This is a genomic window from Acinetobacter sp. UBA1496, assembly GCF_002324975.1.
GTDB lineage: Bacteria > Pseudomonadota > Gammaproteobacteria > Pseudomonadales > Moraxellaceae > Acinetobacter > Acinetobacter variabilis.
Genome location: NZ_DCRI01000097.1, coordinates 18,833 through 34,263, shown reverse-complemented (window position 1 = coordinate 34,263; position 15,431 = coordinate 18,833). Strand labels below are relative to the sequence as shown.

Sequence of the window (15,431 nt, the reverse complement as noted above, 5' to 3'; positions counted from 1 at the left end):
TCAGGCTTGTACCAACAAGTTCTTTTTAACCCAAGGTATGACAATTTCTGTAGTCAATGGTGCAAGTTTCACATCTTTCTGATTCAGGTCCACCCATTTCATTTCGGCAATCTCAGCCTCAATATGTGGCTCGCCATCTAATTGCACCAGATAAACATAACTGACCAGTTGATGATCCGGTTCGTTGGCAGTTTGAGTTTCAAAACGCCCGATAAATTGCTGAATCTCAGTCTGACAGCCAATTTCTTCCTGAATTTCACGTAGCAGGGTGCGTTCAGGTGCTTCATCCGGTTCCAACTTGCCACCGACTTGCATGAAACAGTCAGTATTTTTCTTACGAACCACCAGCAGCTGCTGATCAGAATTCAAAATAATGGCAGCTGCAACGGTAATAGTTTTCATGAATTCGGAACGATCAAATAGGAAATCCCTATTTTACGAGATCTTCCTGATCGACCATACCCCATTTTGCTTCAGGCGGCTGGTAATCTTGAAATTTCTGCAAAATTTCTTCGAAGTCATCACTCACAATCAAAGCTTCAGTAAAACGTGGCTTGGTAAAACCTTTGTCTGTGGTCATCTGAATGAATTTAAGCAGATCATCATAAAAGCCATCGACATTAAGAAAAGCACAAGGTTTTTTATGAATCCCGAGTTGAGCCCAAGTCCACTGCTCAAAAATTTCCTCGAGCGTTCCAGCCCCACCTGGAATGGCAATAAAACCATCGGAGAGTTCTGACATTTTGGTCTTACGCTCATGCATATTATCGACCACATACAACTTGGTAATATGCGGATGTGCCAGTTCGCGATTTACTAAGGGTCTTGGAATGACACCAATGACCTCGCCCCCTGCAGCTAAGGCACTATCTGCTACAATGCCCATTAATCCGGAACGCCCCCCACCATAAATTAGTGTTTGCTGTCTTTTTGCCAGGGTTTGGCCTACCTTTTCAGCAATTTGTTTATAACCAGGTTCAGAACCTAGCGCTGAGCCACAGAAAATTGCGATAGAATTCATCATTTTCACCATTGCATTGCCGGTATATAGTACGCAAGCAGCACCTGAGAGTTTTTTTTCAAAAATAACTGCACAATCAGTGTTTTTATTCAATTCCTTGTCTAAAATACACGCATTTAGATTAACATACTGCGCAAGGGAGAAAAGACAGCATGCTTGAAGCCTTTTACGCCACAGAGCGCGGTAGCCTAGAAGATGCCACCATCAATGGTGATTTCGACCTGCATCCGGAACTGGTTTGGATAGATTTAATTGCGCCTTCACAGGAAGAACAGCAATGGATTCTGGATGCCTATGAGCAAAACCTGCCCACTTTAAAATCTCTGGAAGATATTTCTTCGAGTGCCCGATTTTACCGTGATGATGACGGTATTTTGCACATCAGTACCTATTTCTTAACGAAAAATAAAAATTATCAGGTCGAAAGTGAACATGAGGATGATGCCAGCATCCTTGCAACGGTTCAGACAGTCGCTTTCATTTTGCATAAAGACCGGCTCTTTACCCTGCGTGGTGAAAAGCTGGTAGCTTTCCGGGCCTTTCGTGCCCGTGCACGTCGCAATGATTATGATATTGACTATAAAGATCCGACCTGGATTCTGCTCGGTTTACTCGAAGCCAAACTGGATGAGCTAGCGGATATTCTGGAAGATGTACATAAGGATCTGGAAAAATACTCAACTGAAGTTCTGAATAACCGGCATCGTGAACAGATCCTCGATCTGGATGACATGATTACCCGTCTGGCCCAACTGGAAGATATGCTCGGAAAAGCTCAGCTGTGTCTGATCGATTTACGACGGGTACTTACCTTCCTGTCACGTCCACGAGCCTTAGGCAGTCATATTTATGATGCGGATATTCGGGAACTCAGTGAAGACGTCCGCTCACTGGTCGAGCATGATGCCTTCCTGTTCCAGAAAGTCCGCTTCTTGCTGGATACCACGTCCGGATTCATTAACACTGAACAGAATGATACGATCCGTCGCTTCTCGATTTTACCGAGTATGCTTGCGCCACCCATGCTGATTGCCAGTATTTACGGGATGAACACTGATGTCTTGCCCTTCGCTCAAGGTTCGATGAGCTTTGTGATGGTGAGCATTATTATTATGGGCTTTTTGATTGGGCCTCTTATTTACTTTAGATGGAAGAAGTGGATTTAGAATCCCTCCTAATTTCTCTTAAGGGAGGAATTTCCCTCTCTTTTCAGGTGATGTGCAGCACTGCTGCTCAAGGGTGGGGTCAGAATTAACCCTCTCTAACTCTCTTGTGCTTAGATTTAAGGCAGTGCTTTAAATCTCTCGCTCAGAAAGAAAAGACTTCCAATATTTGCTTAAAGTTCGAGTCTAGGCCCATTTCTCCACTTTTTTAAAATACAAGTCCCCTCTCCTTTCAGGAGAGGGTTAGGGAGAGGTTAATTAATTAATCCCTCCTAAGCTCCCTCTGAGAAAGGGAGGAACTTTTTTAAAATATACCGGCAATAAAAAAGCACCTTTCGGTGCTTTTTTATTTACTAGACTTCTTGCGTTAGTTAAAATTTAAACAGCCTAAAGCTACAATTTATAAGGTTTTAGCCAATTCAAAAATTAGGTAAAACGATACTTTCGCAAGAGGTCTACTGAATGATCTGTAGATCATCCTGCAAATGACAGGCCTGAATGATCTTCATCATTTTCTCAGGAACCGCTTTAAACTGTAGTCCTCGTGCTTGTGGAGTTTGGCGCAACCAGCGCACCAGAACTGCCAAAGCCAAAGTACTACCCTGCTCAAGTCCAGCCAGATTAACTACCACAGGAAACTTGTCCTGTGACTGAATGACGCGCAGACCATCTAAGTAATAGCTCTGCGCATTGTCAGCGTCAATCTTGCCTGAAACCTGCAGTTCCTGATTATTGAATTGAATCACAGCTCACCTATCTTATTTTTTCTTGTCAATCGCCGCTTCAGCATCTGGCTTGAAGTTAGCAATGGCTTTATCTAGGTTACCACCATTACGTTTTACTGTAGCCGCAAACTGGTTACGGAACTGCAGACCTAGGTCAATACCAGAAACATTGATGTTACGGATTTTCCATTGTGAACCTTTATCAACCAGCTGGAAAGCAACCGGGATCTTCTCGCCTTTGTTATTAAAGTCGATGGTCACCACAGGATTTTTGCTGTTAGTCGCCTTGTAAGGACGAACGCTGTAAGTCTGGTTACTGAACTTAGAGAAAGCCGTACCATAATTTTCAATCAGGGTTTCACGGAAGTTTTTTTCAAACTGTGCACGCTGCGCCGCAGTACTATACTGATTGGTCGCATAAGTCCCCATCACAATCCGGGTAAACGATTGTGAATCGATATACGGGTCAAGGTTCTGACGGACAATCGTTTTCACAAGCGCAGGATTATTCTGCAATTTGGCATGATCGGTTTTAAGACGATCAATCAAATTGTCTGCAACTCTTTTAATAAAAGCAGGTGGGGCTTCAGACGGTGCAGCAAACACTGTACCAGCAACCATTGTTGAAAGAATGCTTGCGGCAAGCGTTTGTTTTACTAAAGTCTTCACTCAATTCTCCTCAATCTGTTATTCAACAAATGCAGGTTCTGCATCTGTTGTTTCTGAAAATGCAGCTTCTTCTGAGGCACTTTCCTGACTATCTGACGATTTTCCGGCACCGCCGGTAATAAATTTCGTCACTAAATCTTCAATTTCCATGGTCCCTTGAGTGTTCGCAATCTGCTCACCACGTTTCAAGTAAGTCAGACCGCCACCTGGAATAATTTTCAGATACTTTTCACCCAATAAACCATTTGTTGCTACCATAATGTAAGCATCTTCATCAATATTGGTGATGGATTTCATGTTGTCTAATAGTTGTTTTTCCATTGATTTTTGTTGCGCAGGATCGGCTGCGGTATAGTCTGAACTATAACGTAACTCTTCGAGGGCTTCCTGCTGAACCTGCTTGAGCTGCTCGGCATTAAAGGATGTCAAAGAGCCATCCAGTGTCATATGGACTGTGGCTAAACGGGTCACCGGATCAAGTGTAATGTTATCGACCTGACCAACTTTCACCCCACTTAAAGCAACTTTAGCGCGTGGTTTGATGCCATTTACATTTTCAAAAGTCGCTGTCATCTGATAGCTATCAGAAATATTGGTGCCTACCAGACCGCTGACACGCATCGCCAAGAAGAACAGGGCGATACCGAAAAGAATGACAAAAACACCAACGGCCAGCTCACTAGTACGTGATTTCATTAAATACCTCCGAACATGACCGCAGTCAACACGAAATCAAAACCTAATACGCACAGCGAAGAATAGACGACCGTACGTGTTGTAGAAGTTGCGATACCTTCTGATGTTGGTTCACAGGCATAACCCTGATAAACCGCAATCCAGGTACAAATTAATGCAAAAACAAAACTCTTGATAATGGTGCCATTCAGGACATCTTTATAGAATTGCACGGTACTTTCCATGCCACTCCAATATGCCCCTTCATCAGCACCCAGAAAATCAACGCCTACCATTTTTCCGCCCATAATCCCGACCGCAGCAAAGATCACTGAGAGCATTGGCAAGCTAAAAATACCGGCCCAAAGGCGTGGTGAAATCACCCGTTTTAAGGGATCAACCCCGATCATTTCCATACTGGACAATTGCTCGGTCGCTTTCATCAGACCAATCTCGGCGGTTAAGGCAGAACCGGCACGACCCGCAAATAGTAAGGCAGCAACCACAGGTGCCAATTCACGTAACAGGGTTAAAGCCACTGCAGTACCAAGCATCGCTTCACTACCAAATGTCGACAGGATGGTATACATCTGCAAACCGAGTACCGAACCAATAAACAGGCCAGATACCGCAATAATCAAGAGTGACAACACCCCAACCCGATACATCTGATAAACAAACAGCTTTACTCCAAGCCAGGTCGGCATGGAAAAGAGAATCTGCAACAGCATCAGTGTTGCAACACCAATCCCCTGAACACGTTCAATAACGCGTCTACCTAAGGCAGCAATGGCATTCATGAACGTACCTCATCACTTAAATAAGCCTGATGACTAAACTGATAATCTACGGGGCCTTCAACCGAACCGGTTAGGAACTGTTGCACAAAGGCTGAAGGATGATTTTTCAATTCCTCTGCTGTGCCCTCACCCTGGATTTTGCCTTCTGCGACCACATAGATGTAATCAGCAATCGATAAAGTCTCTGCTACATCATGCGAAACAATAATGGTTGTTAAATCCAATGCTTCACGTAGAGAGCGGATCAGTCGAGTCAAAACTCCCATAACAATCGGATCCTGCCCGGCAAAAGGCTCATCGTACATGATCAGCTCCGGGTCCAGTGCAATCGCACGAGCCAATGCGACACGACGATTCATCCCGCCAGACAGCTCTGAAGGCATCATCTGCTCTGCCCCACGCAGTCCTACTGATTCGAGTTTCAAAGCCACGATTTCAGCAATCAGATGTTCAGGCAATTTGGTATGCGCACGAATCGGAAAGGCAACATTTTCATAGACGCTCATGTCGGTAAACAGAGCGCCACTTTGAAACAGCATCCCCATACGTGCACGTGCAGAAAAAAGCTCAGCACGGGACATCTTGGCAATATCTTTACCGTCCAGTAAAACCTGACCCTGTTCAGGCATCAGTTGCCCACCTATCAATCTTAATAAAGTGGTTTTACCAGTTCCGGAAGGTCCCATAATGGCGGTAATCTGCCCACGACGAATGTTTAAACTGACATCGTCATAAATTACACGCTCACCCCGCTTGAAACTCAAATTCTTGACTTCAATCAAAGACTGAGGATCCTGCGCTGTTTGATTTTTCATAGCTGAGTTTATTCCTGCATTTTTTCAGCATGCATATGACAAAAGAACGAAGTTCAACATATTAGCATTTGAAAATGAAGGGTCAAGTTCATGGAAAACATAATACTCCATGCCTGGCCATATATTTCTAGTAATCAAAAATTTTATTTCGACGCGATTTTAACAGACTATGATCCATTTAAAAAATGATATACATAATAAATCAGATTGCATAAAAGCAAAGTTACTGCAATGTAGGACATGTACCCCTCAATAATATGAAAGACTATAAAAAGACGCTTTCAGATTACGGATCATCATAAACCCAGAAAAAGTTGATGAAGTAGGCATTTTATGCTGAAAAAACAAAAAATCAATGCATAAAAAAACCAGCACTCAGGCTGGTTTTTTTTCAGACATTATTCAATTAGTCATTGAATTTACGACGTGGACGATCTTCACCGAATGAACGCTCGCCACGTGGCTTGTCATCAAAGTTGCGACGCGCTGGACGGTCACCGAAGTCACGTTTTGGACGGTCATCACCGAATGAACGCGCTGGACGATCACCGAAACCACCTTCGCGACGTGCTGGACGATCACCGAAACCGCCTTCGCGACGTGCTGGACGATCACCGAAATCACGTTTTGGACGGTCACCAAATGAACCTTCACGACGTGGTTTGTAATCTACACGGTTACCGCGGTTGTCATCATTACCTTCGAAACGAGGACGGTCACCGAAGTCACGACGCGGACGATCATTATTAAACTCACGACGTGGACGGTCTTCATTGAAGTCACGACGTGGACGATCACCGAAACCGCCTTCACGACGAGGACGATCGCTATTGAAATCACGACGTGGACGATCTTCACCACTGAACGCAGGACGTTCGCCACGAGGTTTGTCATCGAAGCTATGACGTGGACGGTCATCACCACCTTCACGACGTTTGAAGTTGCTCTCGCCTTCGAAACGACGACCACCACCGAAGCCACGACCGCCATCACGACGACCGCCACGACCACGACCAGCGCCATCACGGCTACCGCGTGCAGGAGGTGGAGATGGCTCAAGACCTTCAATTTCAGATACATTTAGACGAGCTTCAAGGAAGTCTTCTAGTGCACGGATTTTACCGCGTTCACGATAAGTCGCTAAAGTAATTGCTTTACCAGTACGGCCCGCACGACCTGTACGACCGATACGGTGTACATAGTCTTCGTTCTTCATAGGAAGACCAAAGTTAATCACGTGAGAGATTGTCGGTACGTCTAGACCACGTGCTGCAACATCAGTTGCAACCAGGATTTTTGCACGACCTTCACGGATGCTGCGCAGACGACGGTTACGAACGGTTTGTGGCATCGCACCATGTAGAGCAACAACGGACAAACCTGCTTCAGCAAGTTCTTCAGCCAGCATATCTGTATCTTCTTGAGTAGAAGCAAAGACCACTGCCTGATCAACATCTTCTTCGTTCAACCAGTGAGTAAGAAGTTTTTTCTTGTGCTCAAAGCCATCAGTCCAGTGTAAAGTCTGGGTAATGTCCGTGTTGGTAGAGTGACCAGTTTCAATTGCAATACGCTCTGGCTCATTCATCATGCGTTCAGCAAGGGTAATGATACGTGGAGCGAAAGTTGCAGAGAACATCAGTGTTTGTTTACGGTTTGCAGCCAAGTCACCGATTGCTTCTAGGTCTTCAGAGAAGCCAAGGTCTAGCATGCGGTCAGCTTCGTCGACGATCAGCGAGTCAACTTTGTCAAGTTTGATTTGACGACGGTTAACAAGATCAAGTAAACGGCCTGGAGTTGCTACCACAACCTGTGCACCTTTTAACTGCTGGATTTGTTTACCAAATGGCATACCACCCATAATTGCAGCAATACGCACACCTTTCATGTGACGTACAAATGCGATCGCGTCTTGGCATACTTGTTGTGCCAATTCACGAGTTGGTGAAATTACCAGAATAGTTGGTTGAGTCACCGCTTTCATACGTTCTTTAAATGGTACGAAAGTATCTTGGTTAGCAAGTGCGTTCAAAGTTGGGAGAAGGAACGCAGCGGTTTTACCCGAACCTGTCTGGCTAGATACTAAAAGGTCTTTACCTTCTAGTGCAGCAGGGATAGATTGTTCTTGTACAGGAGTCGGAGTAGTAAAACCTAAGCCTTGAAGGGCTTGTTGTAACGATTCATGCAAAGAAAATTCAGCAAAAGTTTTGCTCATAGAGTATTCCACCCGGAAATTGGGTGCTCCATTAAAAATAAAGTCAAATGGACATCGACAAAAAGCGGTACAGCAATTAAACGCTGAAAAGAGATGATTCAGCGGCGATCCGAGTAACGACGATGTGATATAACGCACGCATGATTACGGCATAACCTGAAGGAATCGCTTTAGCGATTGGGGCGCGAGATATCGTCCTCTCTTTGGACCGCACGCGCATACACAATGATAAGAAGAGAAATGTTCAGGTAACGAACAGAAATTAAGTGCGTGCGCAGATTATAGCAGGATTATTCATAAAGTCATCCGCTTTTCAGATTATTTTGTTTAACTGCTAATTTCTCGATCAATTTCTAAGACTTAAACAAGAAAAGAAATGTAATTAATTCTCCGGCTGGTCAATTTTCTTTTTATCAAGGCTGTGAATCATCTAAATATGAAGATATTTATCAGGTAATTATTTTCAAAAAATAAAAAAGGCATCCCGAGAGATACCTTTTTAATATTTGATTTACGGCGTTAAACCCGATTATTTCGCTGCGTCACCCCAAGCAGGAACAACTGCTTGCATAAGAGGTTTCAGCATTTTCATTGAACAAGCCAAAACTTGACCATTTTCCATAGAATCGCTACCACCACGCGCATCAACCACAGTACCGCCCGCTTCTTTCACGATTAACTCGCCTGCTGCAATATCCCAAGGTTTCAAGCCAAGCTCGAAGTAACCATCAAGACGACCAGCAGCGACATAAGCCAGATCCAAGGCAGCTGAACCCCCACGACGGAATTGTGCACCTGCTTCAGTCACATTGAGCAATGCATCAAAATGATTCTTGGCATAAGAGACTACTTCACCATTACGTTTAGTACGGTAAGCATGACCTACTGCCAGGAAAGTATTGTTCAGACTGTCTTTAACATTTACACGGATACGGCGCTGGTTCAGCATCGCACCACGACCACGGCTCGCAGAGAATAGCTCATCTTTCACAGGGTCATAAATAACACCGTGCTGAGTTACACCTTTGTGCTGAACTGCGATAGAGATACAGAAATGCGGAAAACCGTTGATAAAGTTTAGTGTGCCATCAAGTGGATCGATCACCCAACACCAATCAGCGTCGTGACCTTTACCTTCTTGCAGACCAAATTCTTCACCAAGGAAACTGTGATTTTTATAGCTTTTACGTAGAGTATCGATGGTCAACTGTTCCAGATAACGATCTACACGCGTTACCGGACCATCAATGCCTTTTTCTTCGACTTGCAGATCGAGTTTATGACGATTTTGATGCGCTTTTAAAAGCTCTTGACCAACTAATTGAGCCGCACGCGCAGCCATCACCACCATAGGTTCCATTGAACACCCACTACAAATTTGAAGATACTGATAAAGAATAATGCATAAAAGCCCGCATATTTTAGCAAATATCCGGGCTTTTTTGGAAAAAATGTGTCGAAACTTTTTAAGAGTTTATAACAGGACGCTTTGACCTAGCCTTGACCAGGCTTCATTGATTGATTTTTCAATGCCTTGGCTATCAAGTCCTGCCTGTTGCAACATTTGACTATGTGTTGCTTGTGCCATAAAGCTATCCGCTAAACCTAGATTCAGGATGGGTTTAACAATTTGAGCTTCAGCCAGATACTCATTCACTGCACTTCCTGCACCGCCCATGACTGCATGTTCTTCAACAGTGACAAACAGACTGGTTGAATGGGCCAGCTGGTTTAACATTTTGGTATCCAGTGGTTTGATGAAACGCATATTTACCACGCGTACACCCACATCATGCTTGCTGGCAAATACTTGAGCAGCTTCAACTGCAGCTTGAACTCGACTACCGAATGCTAGAATCGAAACATATTCATCATATTGTTCGTTCAGACTGAGCAATAATTCTGCCTGACCGATCTGCATCTCGGTCATGGTTTTCTGGATTTCCACACCCAGTCCATTCCCGCGCGGATAACGCACTGCTGCCGGACCATGATACAGATAAGCCGTATGCAACATCTGACGGCATTCATTCTCATCTTTTGGTGCCATGATCACCAGATTCGGAATGGTACGCATATAGGCATAATCATAGGCACCGGCATGCGTTGGACCATCTTCACCAACCAGACCAGCACGGTCGATCCCAAACGTCACATCCAGATTTTGCAGTGCCACGTCATGGACCAACTGATCATATCCACGTTGCAGGAAAGTTGAATAGATTGCGACGACCGGTTTTAGACCTTCACAAGCCATACCTGCTGCCAGCGTCACTGCATGCTGTTCAGCAATGGCCACATCAAAGAAACGCTCTGGATATTCTTTGGCAAACTGCACCATGCCCGAGCCTTCACACATTGCCGGAGTAATCGCCAATAGACGTTTATCCTGTGCTGCTTCATCACATAACCATTGTCCAAATACATCTGAATATTTGGGTGCTGGATTAGGAGCTGCAACTGCATTGAGTTTGCTAATGGCGTGGTATTTAATCTGATCACATTCTGCTGGCGCAAAGCCCTTACCTTTTTTGGTATAGATGTGGATCAGACGTGGACCTTTACGTTTTTTCAAGGCTTTAAAAACGTGTACCAGCTGTTTAACATCATGGCCATCATAAGGACCAAAATAATCAAAACCAATGGCTTTAAACAGGTTATCTGCGGCATCAGTTGCAGCTTGATGTAAACGCGAGTTATACAGCCATTCCGGGTGCGGCTGTACATAAGCCTCACCATCTTCAGTTACGTTGACGAATTCACCACGTTCCCAGATTGCAGCGAGATGCTTGGCAAAACCACCAGTACTACATGAAATCGACATATCATTGTCGTTCAGAACCACCATCAGGTCAGCCTGATGTGCCACAGCATCATTCATAGCTTCAAAAGCCATACCTGCGGTCATGGCCCCATCACCAATAATTGATACGACTTCACACGGATTGTTCTGATAACGACGCGCCAGAGCCATGCCAAGGCCAGCAGAAATGGCGGTAGATGAATGCCCTACCCCAAAAGTATCAAATTCGGATTCTTCACGTGCCGGAAATGCAGCCAGACCATCTTTTGCACGGATTGTAGTGAGCTGTTCACGACGTCCGGTTAACGCCTTATGCGGATAAGCCTGATGACCCACATCCCAGATCAGGCGATCATGTGGCGTATTAAAGCAGTAATGTAAAGCGACAGTAAGCTCAATCACACCCAGATTGGCTCCAAAGTGTCCACCACTCTGACCCGCAGCATACAAAATGAATTGACGTAACTCATCCGCCACTTGTGTGAGCTGGCTTTGCTCGAGTGCACGCAGTTGCTCAGGATGATCGATCGCATCAAGCAACGGTGTTACAGGGCGTTGAGTTGGTATTTCTGTATACAGCATATATGGCAAAGCCTTCTAAAGCCTGGCAAAATCTTAAGCTAGGTCAATGGGGAATAACCGATCATATAGTTGAATTGTAGCAGCTTCAATTCAACTACGCTTCTAGCGATGCAATATTAAACAGCGATCTCGTCGGGGTGAAAAATTTGCAGGCTACGATTATCCTGAATAATCTTACTATTTATCAACTATTATCGTTCGCTTTCTACAAAAAAGAAAATGTTCTTCATAAATTCAGCTGAGCAATTCTACTAATGTTTAAGCATTACGCTATACTTTAGCTACTTTATTAGGATTTTACGGGTTCAGCTGTGCCTATCGAATTTGTCGCAACTTCAAGATTACCGACCGCTCATGGTGAATTTAAAATTACTGTTTTTCAAGACCCTAAGACTGGCGAAGAACATGTCGCGCTCTCCAAAGGCCTCGAAGAACCAAGTGATGAACCTGTGCTGGTGCGTGTACATTCTGAATGTTTAACCGGTGATGCCTTTGCTTCATTAAAATGCGACTGTGGCCCTCAACTCCAGGCAACACAAAAACTGATTAATGAAGTGGGTCGCGGTGTCATTCTTTATTTACGTCAGGAAGGACGCGGAATTGGTCTAACCAATAAAATCCGTGCATATGCCTTGCAAGACCAGGGACATGATACGGTCGATGCCAATCTGATGCTGAATTTACCTGCAGATGCACGTCAATATGATATGTGCAGCATCATGCTGGATCACCTAGGTGCAAAAGCCGTCCGCCTGATCACCAATAACCCTTTAAAAATTGATGCACTGAAAGAGCAAGGTGTTAATGTAGTGGACCGTGTACCACTCACTGTGGGCTTAAATCCCTTCAATGAGCAATACCTCAAAACCAAGCATGAACGCATGGCGCATATGTATCAGAAGGAAGATTTTTAAAAGAATCTCCTCCTGCCCCCTCTTTTTCAAAGAGGGGAAATTTCCTTTTATATAAGTATAGGGAAGCCTCCCTTTTTTAAAGGGAGGTTTGGAGGGATTTATAAGATCCTAAGAGGGATTCTTAAATCGTCATCGAAAAAATCCGGTTCTCTGGCATGCGACGCTTTAAACGTAAATCAAAAGCCATGCAAATATTGCGTACAAAAGGTTTCCCTTTCTCCAAAATCGTGACTGAAGAGTCTTCAATTTTGATCAGCTGATCCTGCTGCATTTCCTCAAGCTGCTTTAGCACTTCATTAATTTCAGCAAACTGCATGTCAGGTTTTGCCCAAGAGGTGGTAAAGCTACACATCAGGTTCAGGATATGTTTACGAATGATCAGATCTTCCTGATTCAGAATATGCCCTTTCACCACTGGAATCTGATTCTGCTCTAGCAGTTCATAATATTCTTCAATGGTTTTCACATTCTGCGCAAAGCTATACCAGCTATCACTAATCGAAGAAATTCCGAGTCCGATCATCACCTGAGTTTTAGACGCGGTATAACCCATAAAATTGCGGTGCAAAGTTCCAGACTGAAAAGACTGATACATACTGTCTTTCTCTAGCGCAAAATGATCCATACCAATTTCATGATAACCATGCGCCAAGAGCTTTTTCTTACCCTCTTCATAGCACTGACGCTTGATCTCATCTTTTGGCACATCAGCATCTTTAAAACCGCGCTGGCCATTGCCTTTAATCCAAGGCACATGCGCATAGCTATATAGAGCCAGACGGTCTGGTAATAGGGAATTGGTCTGATCAATGGTATTTAAGACATCCTCCAGGCTTTGAAATGGCAGACCAAAAACCAGATCATGTGAAATCGATTCATAACCAATTTCTCTTGCCCATTCAGTCACCTGTTTAACATTTTCATAAGGTTGAATCCGGTGAATGGCTTTTTGTACAGTTTCATTATAATCCTGCACGCCATAACTGACCCGACGAAAGCCCAGGTCATACAAGCCTTGCAAATGCTCACGCGTGGTATTGTTTGGGTGACCTTCGAAGCTGAATTCATGTTCTGCTGCAATCTCGGCTTTGGACAAAATACCTTGAATGAGCTGGGTTAAATGTTCAATTGAAAAGAACGTTGGTGTCCCACCGCCGAGATGAATTTCTTTGATGATGGGTTTTTCTTCTAATAACTCATAATACAGCTCCCATTCTTTCAGCACAGCTTGTATATAAGGCTGCTCGACTTCATGACGTTTGGTCACCCGTTTATGACAGCCACAAAAGGTGCATAAACTTTCACAAAATGGCAGATGGATATACAGGCTAATGCCTTCAGTCGCATTCGACTCCTGAAAAGAACGTTTTAGTGTCTGCTTCCAGAGCTCTAGTGAAAATCCTGACTCTTCCCAATAAGGGACGGTTGGATAACTGGTGTAGCGGGGACCGGGGACATTATATTTTTGAATGAGAGAATTTGCCTGCACAGTCATGAATGCCTACCACCTTATCAGCCAGGTTAATGCGCTGCATAGAGCGCTGTTAGGGTTATTGTGCGGAGCTCAAAAAAAGAATTCAACCTAGTAGTCTGGTCGGATTTGAGCTGAAGCAAATTGCTCTAAAACATTAGGTTGAATGTTGTTACAGATGGTGAGCATCCAGAAAAACACCTTAATTTTTAGGCCATTTTATGCTTTGATGTTATCAGTCTTTTTATTTCCCTATGAGGGTTCTGATGCAGCATCCCACCTCTGCAGATATTCAACGCGTTCGCGATTTTCTCCTCGACCTGCAAGCCCGGATTTGTGCCGCGCTGGAACAGCAGGAACGTGCCGGTGGCGGTACAGCTGAATTTGTAATTGATGACTGGGAACGTCCTGAAGGTGGCGGCGGCCGTTCACGCGTGCTGCAAAATGGTACGGTGATTGAAAAAGGCGGTGTGATGTTCTCTCACATCAATATTTCCAAACTGCCCGCTTCTGCCACTGAACGTCATCCAAATATAGCCGGAGCTAAAGCCCAAGCCATGGGTGTATCGTTAGTCATCCATCCTAAAAATCCGAATGTCCCGACCTCACATGCCAATGTACGTTTATTTGTAGCGGAAAAAGAAGGTCAGGATCCGATCTGGTGGTTTGGTGGCGGTTTTGACCTCACCCCTTTCTATCCAAATGATGAAGATGTGCTGTCATGGCACCAGACCGCGCATGATCTCTGTGCGCCTTTTGGCGAAGAGGTTTATCCAGAACATAAAAAATGGTGTGATGATTATTTCTATCTAAAACACCGTGATGAGCAGCGCGGTGTCGGTGGCCTATTCTTTGATGACCTGAATCAATGGGATTTTGAAACCTGTTTTCAGTATATACAGGCTGTAGGCAATGGTTATCTCGAAGCAATTCTGCCAATTTTCCAGCGTAACCAAGACAAGTCTTATACTGAAGCACAACGTGATTTCCAGCTGTACCGTCGTGGCCGTTATGTGGAATACAATCTGGTATATGACCGTGGCACACTGTTTGGCCTGCAGACGGGTGGCCGGATTGAATCGATTCTAGTGAGCCTGCCGCCTCTTACCGGCTGGTTATACCGCCCGGAATGGGCTGAAGGATCACCAGAAAAACGCTTGACCGATTACTACCTTAAACCGCATGACTGGTTAACAGAATTAAAAACTAAATAAAGCAATCAAAATATTTAAATACAAATTGCCCTCAGATCGAGGGCTTTTTTAATGGATAAATCCTCTATACTGCAACTCAGAAAGATATTTCAGGATCTACTCCTAGATCTCGACTCTGATAAAGATAAATTCTGTTAGGTAAAAATAACAATGTTTAAGCTTCACCTTAATCCTGCTACATTGGCCTTTTGGCTATTTCTGGCGCTTGGTATTAGTGCGATTAGTACCGCTGTCATCAGTCATAACCTGATTCTAGATGTAGTTGCCATTTTTGTGAGTGTCCTCACGATTGCCGGAACCCTCTTTAGTATGGCCTTGCTTTTTGTCGAACATATTATTGAAATCTGTAGTTCCTAAACCTTTAAAC

At 44.2% G+C, this 15,431-nt stretch carries 15 protein-coding genes; 4 read left to right on the top strand and 11 right to left on the bottom strand.

Annotated elements, in window-relative coordinates:
• A complete protein-coding gene (locus tag B3143_RS12095) occupies positions 1-402 on the bottom strand; it encodes an NUDIX hydrolase (RefSeq protein WP_286740707.1) in 402 nt (133 codons plus the stop codon).
• Positions 403-430: 28 nt separating this feature from the next.
• Complete coding sequence (locus B3143_RS12090; RefSeq protein ID WP_286740705.1) at positions 431-1,021, bottom strand: TIGR00730 family Rossman fold protein; 591 nt, start codon at positions 1,019-1,021, stop codon at positions 431-433.
• Between the two features lie 152 nt (positions 1,022-1,173).
• Here B3143_RS12090 and B3143_RS12085 point away from each other — a divergent pair, with 152 nt between their 5' ends.
• On the top strand, positions 1,174-2,187 hold the full coding sequence (locus B3143_RS12085; protein WP_004786961.1) for a CorA family divalent cation transporter: 1,014 nt from the start codon (positions 1,174-1,176) through the stop codon (positions 2,185-2,187).
• Between the two features lie 452 nt (positions 2,188-2,639).
• On the opposite strand, the gene B3143_RS12080 is transcribed toward B3143_RS12085, so the two are convergent.
• The 8 genes from B3143_RS12080 to dxs form a co-directional block, all read right to left on the bottom strand.
• A complete protein-coding gene (locus tag B3143_RS12080; RefSeq protein WP_180054098.1) occupies positions 2,640-2,930 on the bottom strand; it encodes an STAS domain-containing protein in 291 nt (96 codons plus the stop codon).
• Positions 2,931-2,942: 12 nt separating this feature from the next.
• Entirely contained in the window at positions 2,943-3,578 is a 636-nt protein-coding gene (locus B3143_RS12075) for an MlaC/ttg2D family ABC transporter substrate-binding protein (RefSeq protein WP_004786965.1), read from the bottom strand.
• Between the two features lie 18 nt (positions 3,579-3,596).
• A complete protein-coding gene (locus B3143_RS12070; RefSeq protein WP_286740703.1) occupies positions 3,597-4,274 on the bottom strand; it encodes an outer membrane lipid asymmetry maintenance protein MlaD in 678 nt (225 codons plus the stop codon).
• On the bottom strand, positions 4,274-5,053 hold the full coding sequence (mlaE, locus tag B3143_RS12065) for a lipid asymmetry maintenance ABC transporter permease subunit MlaE (protein ID WP_214001882.1): 780 nt from the start codon (positions 5,051-5,053) through the stop codon (positions 4,274-4,276). The genes B3143_RS12070 and mlaE overlap by 1 nt, the downstream gene beginning before the upstream one ends.
• Entirely contained in the window at positions 5,050-5,868 is an 819-nt protein-coding gene (locus tag B3143_RS12060; RefSeq protein ID WP_286740701.1) for an ABC transporter ATP-binding protein, read from the bottom strand. Before B3143_RS12060 ends, mlaE begins: the two co-directional genes overlap by 4 nt.
• 406 nt (positions 5,869-6,274) lie before the next feature.
• Positions 6,275-8,080, bottom strand: a complete 1,806-nt coding sequence (locus tag B3143_RS12055; RefSeq protein ID WP_286740699.1) for a DEAD/DEAH box helicase — start codon at positions 8,078-8,080, stop codon at positions 6,275-6,277.
• Between the two features lie 529 nt (positions 8,081-8,609).
• On the bottom strand, positions 8,610-9,440 hold the full coding sequence (locus B3143_RS12050) for an inositol monophosphatase family protein (protein ID WP_005233698.1): 831 nt from the start codon (positions 9,438-9,440) through the stop codon (positions 8,610-8,612).
• Between the two features lie 114 nt (positions 9,441-9,554).
• Entirely contained in the window at positions 9,555-11,465 is a 1,911-nt protein-coding gene (gene dxs, locus B3143_RS12045; protein ID WP_286740696.1) for a 1-deoxy-D-xylulose-5-phosphate synthase, read from the bottom strand.
• 311 nt (positions 11,466-11,776) lie between these two features.
• On the opposite strand from dxs, the gene ribA reads away from it, so the two are divergent.
• Positions 11,777-12,379 carry a GTP cyclohydrolase II gene (gene ribA, locus B3143_RS12040; RefSeq protein ID WP_286740694.1) on the top strand — a complete coding sequence of 201 codons (603 nt, stop codon included), beginning with the start codon at positions 11,777-11,779 and terminating at the stop codon, positions 12,377-12,379.
• 121 nt (positions 12,380-12,500) lie between these two features.
• Here ribA and hemN read toward each other — a convergent pair whose 3' ends face one another.
• Complete coding sequence (gene hemN, locus B3143_RS12035; protein WP_286740692.1) at positions 12,501-13,874, bottom strand: oxygen-independent coproporphyrinogen III oxidase; 1,374 nt, start codon at positions 13,872-13,874, stop codon at positions 12,501-12,503.
• Between the two features lie 242 nt (positions 13,875-14,116).
• Between hemN and hemF the strand changes: the two genes are divergently transcribed.
• Both hemF and B3143_RS12025 read left to right on the top strand, forming a co-directional pair.
• Positions 14,117-15,064, top strand: a complete 948-nt coding sequence (gene hemF / locus B3143_RS12030) for an oxygen-dependent coproporphyrinogen oxidase (RefSeq protein WP_175966167.1) — start codon at positions 14,117-14,119, stop codon at positions 15,062-15,064.
• 150 nt (positions 15,065-15,214) lie between these two features.
• Positions 15,215-15,421 carry a hypothetical protein gene (locus tag B3143_RS12025; protein ID WP_005233693.1) on the top strand — a complete coding sequence of 69 codons (207 nt, stop codon included), beginning with the start codon at positions 15,215-15,217 and terminating at the stop codon, positions 15,419-15,421.
• The last annotated feature ends 10 nt before the right edge of the window (positions 15,422-15,431 follow it).

Coding starts and splice junctions, on each gene's coding strand:
- B3143_RS12095 (WP_286740707.1), bottom strand. CDS start 402: ATGAAAACTATTACCGTTGCAGCTGCCATTATTTTGAATTCTGATCAG.
- B3143_RS12090 (WP_286740705.1), bottom strand. CDS start 1,021: ATGAATTCTATCGCAATTTTCTGTGGCTCAGCGCTAGGTTCTGAACCT.
- B3143_RS12085 (WP_004786961.1), top strand. CDS start 1,174: ATGCTTGAAGCCTTTTACGCCACAGAGCGCGGTAGCCTAGAAGATGCC.
- B3143_RS12070 (WP_286740703.1), bottom strand. CDS start 4,274: ATGAAATCACGTACTAGTGAGCTGGCCGTTGGTGTTTTTGTCATTCTT.
- mlaE (WP_214001882.1), bottom strand. CDS start 5,053: ATGAATGCCATTGCTGCCTTAGGTAGACGCGTTATTGAACGTGTTCAG.
- B3143_RS12060 (WP_286740701.1), bottom strand. CDS start 5,868: ATGAAAAATCAAACAGCGCAGGATCCTCAGTCTTTGATTGAAGTCAAG.
- B3143_RS12055 (WP_286740699.1), bottom strand. CDS start 8,080: ATGAGCAAAACTTTTGCTGAATTTTCTTTGCATGAATCGTTACAACAA.
- B3143_RS12050 (WP_005233698.1), bottom strand. CDS start 9,440: ATGGAACCTATGGTGGTGATGGCTGCGCGTGCGGCTCAATTAGTTGGT.
- dxs (WP_286740696.1), bottom strand. CDS start 11,465: ATGCTGTATACAGAAATACCAACTCAACGCCCTGTAACACCGTTGCTT.
- hemN (WP_286740692.1), bottom strand. CDS start 13,874: ATGACTGTGCAGGCAAATTCTCTCATTCAAAAATATAATGTCCCCGGT.
- hemF (WP_175966167.1), top strand. CDS start 14,117: ATGCAGCATCCCACCTCTGCAGATATTCAACGCGTTCGCGATTTTCTC.
- B3143_RS12025 (WP_005233693.1), top strand. CDS start 15,215: ATGTTTAAGCTTCACCTTAATCCTGCTACATTGGCCTTTTGGCTATTT.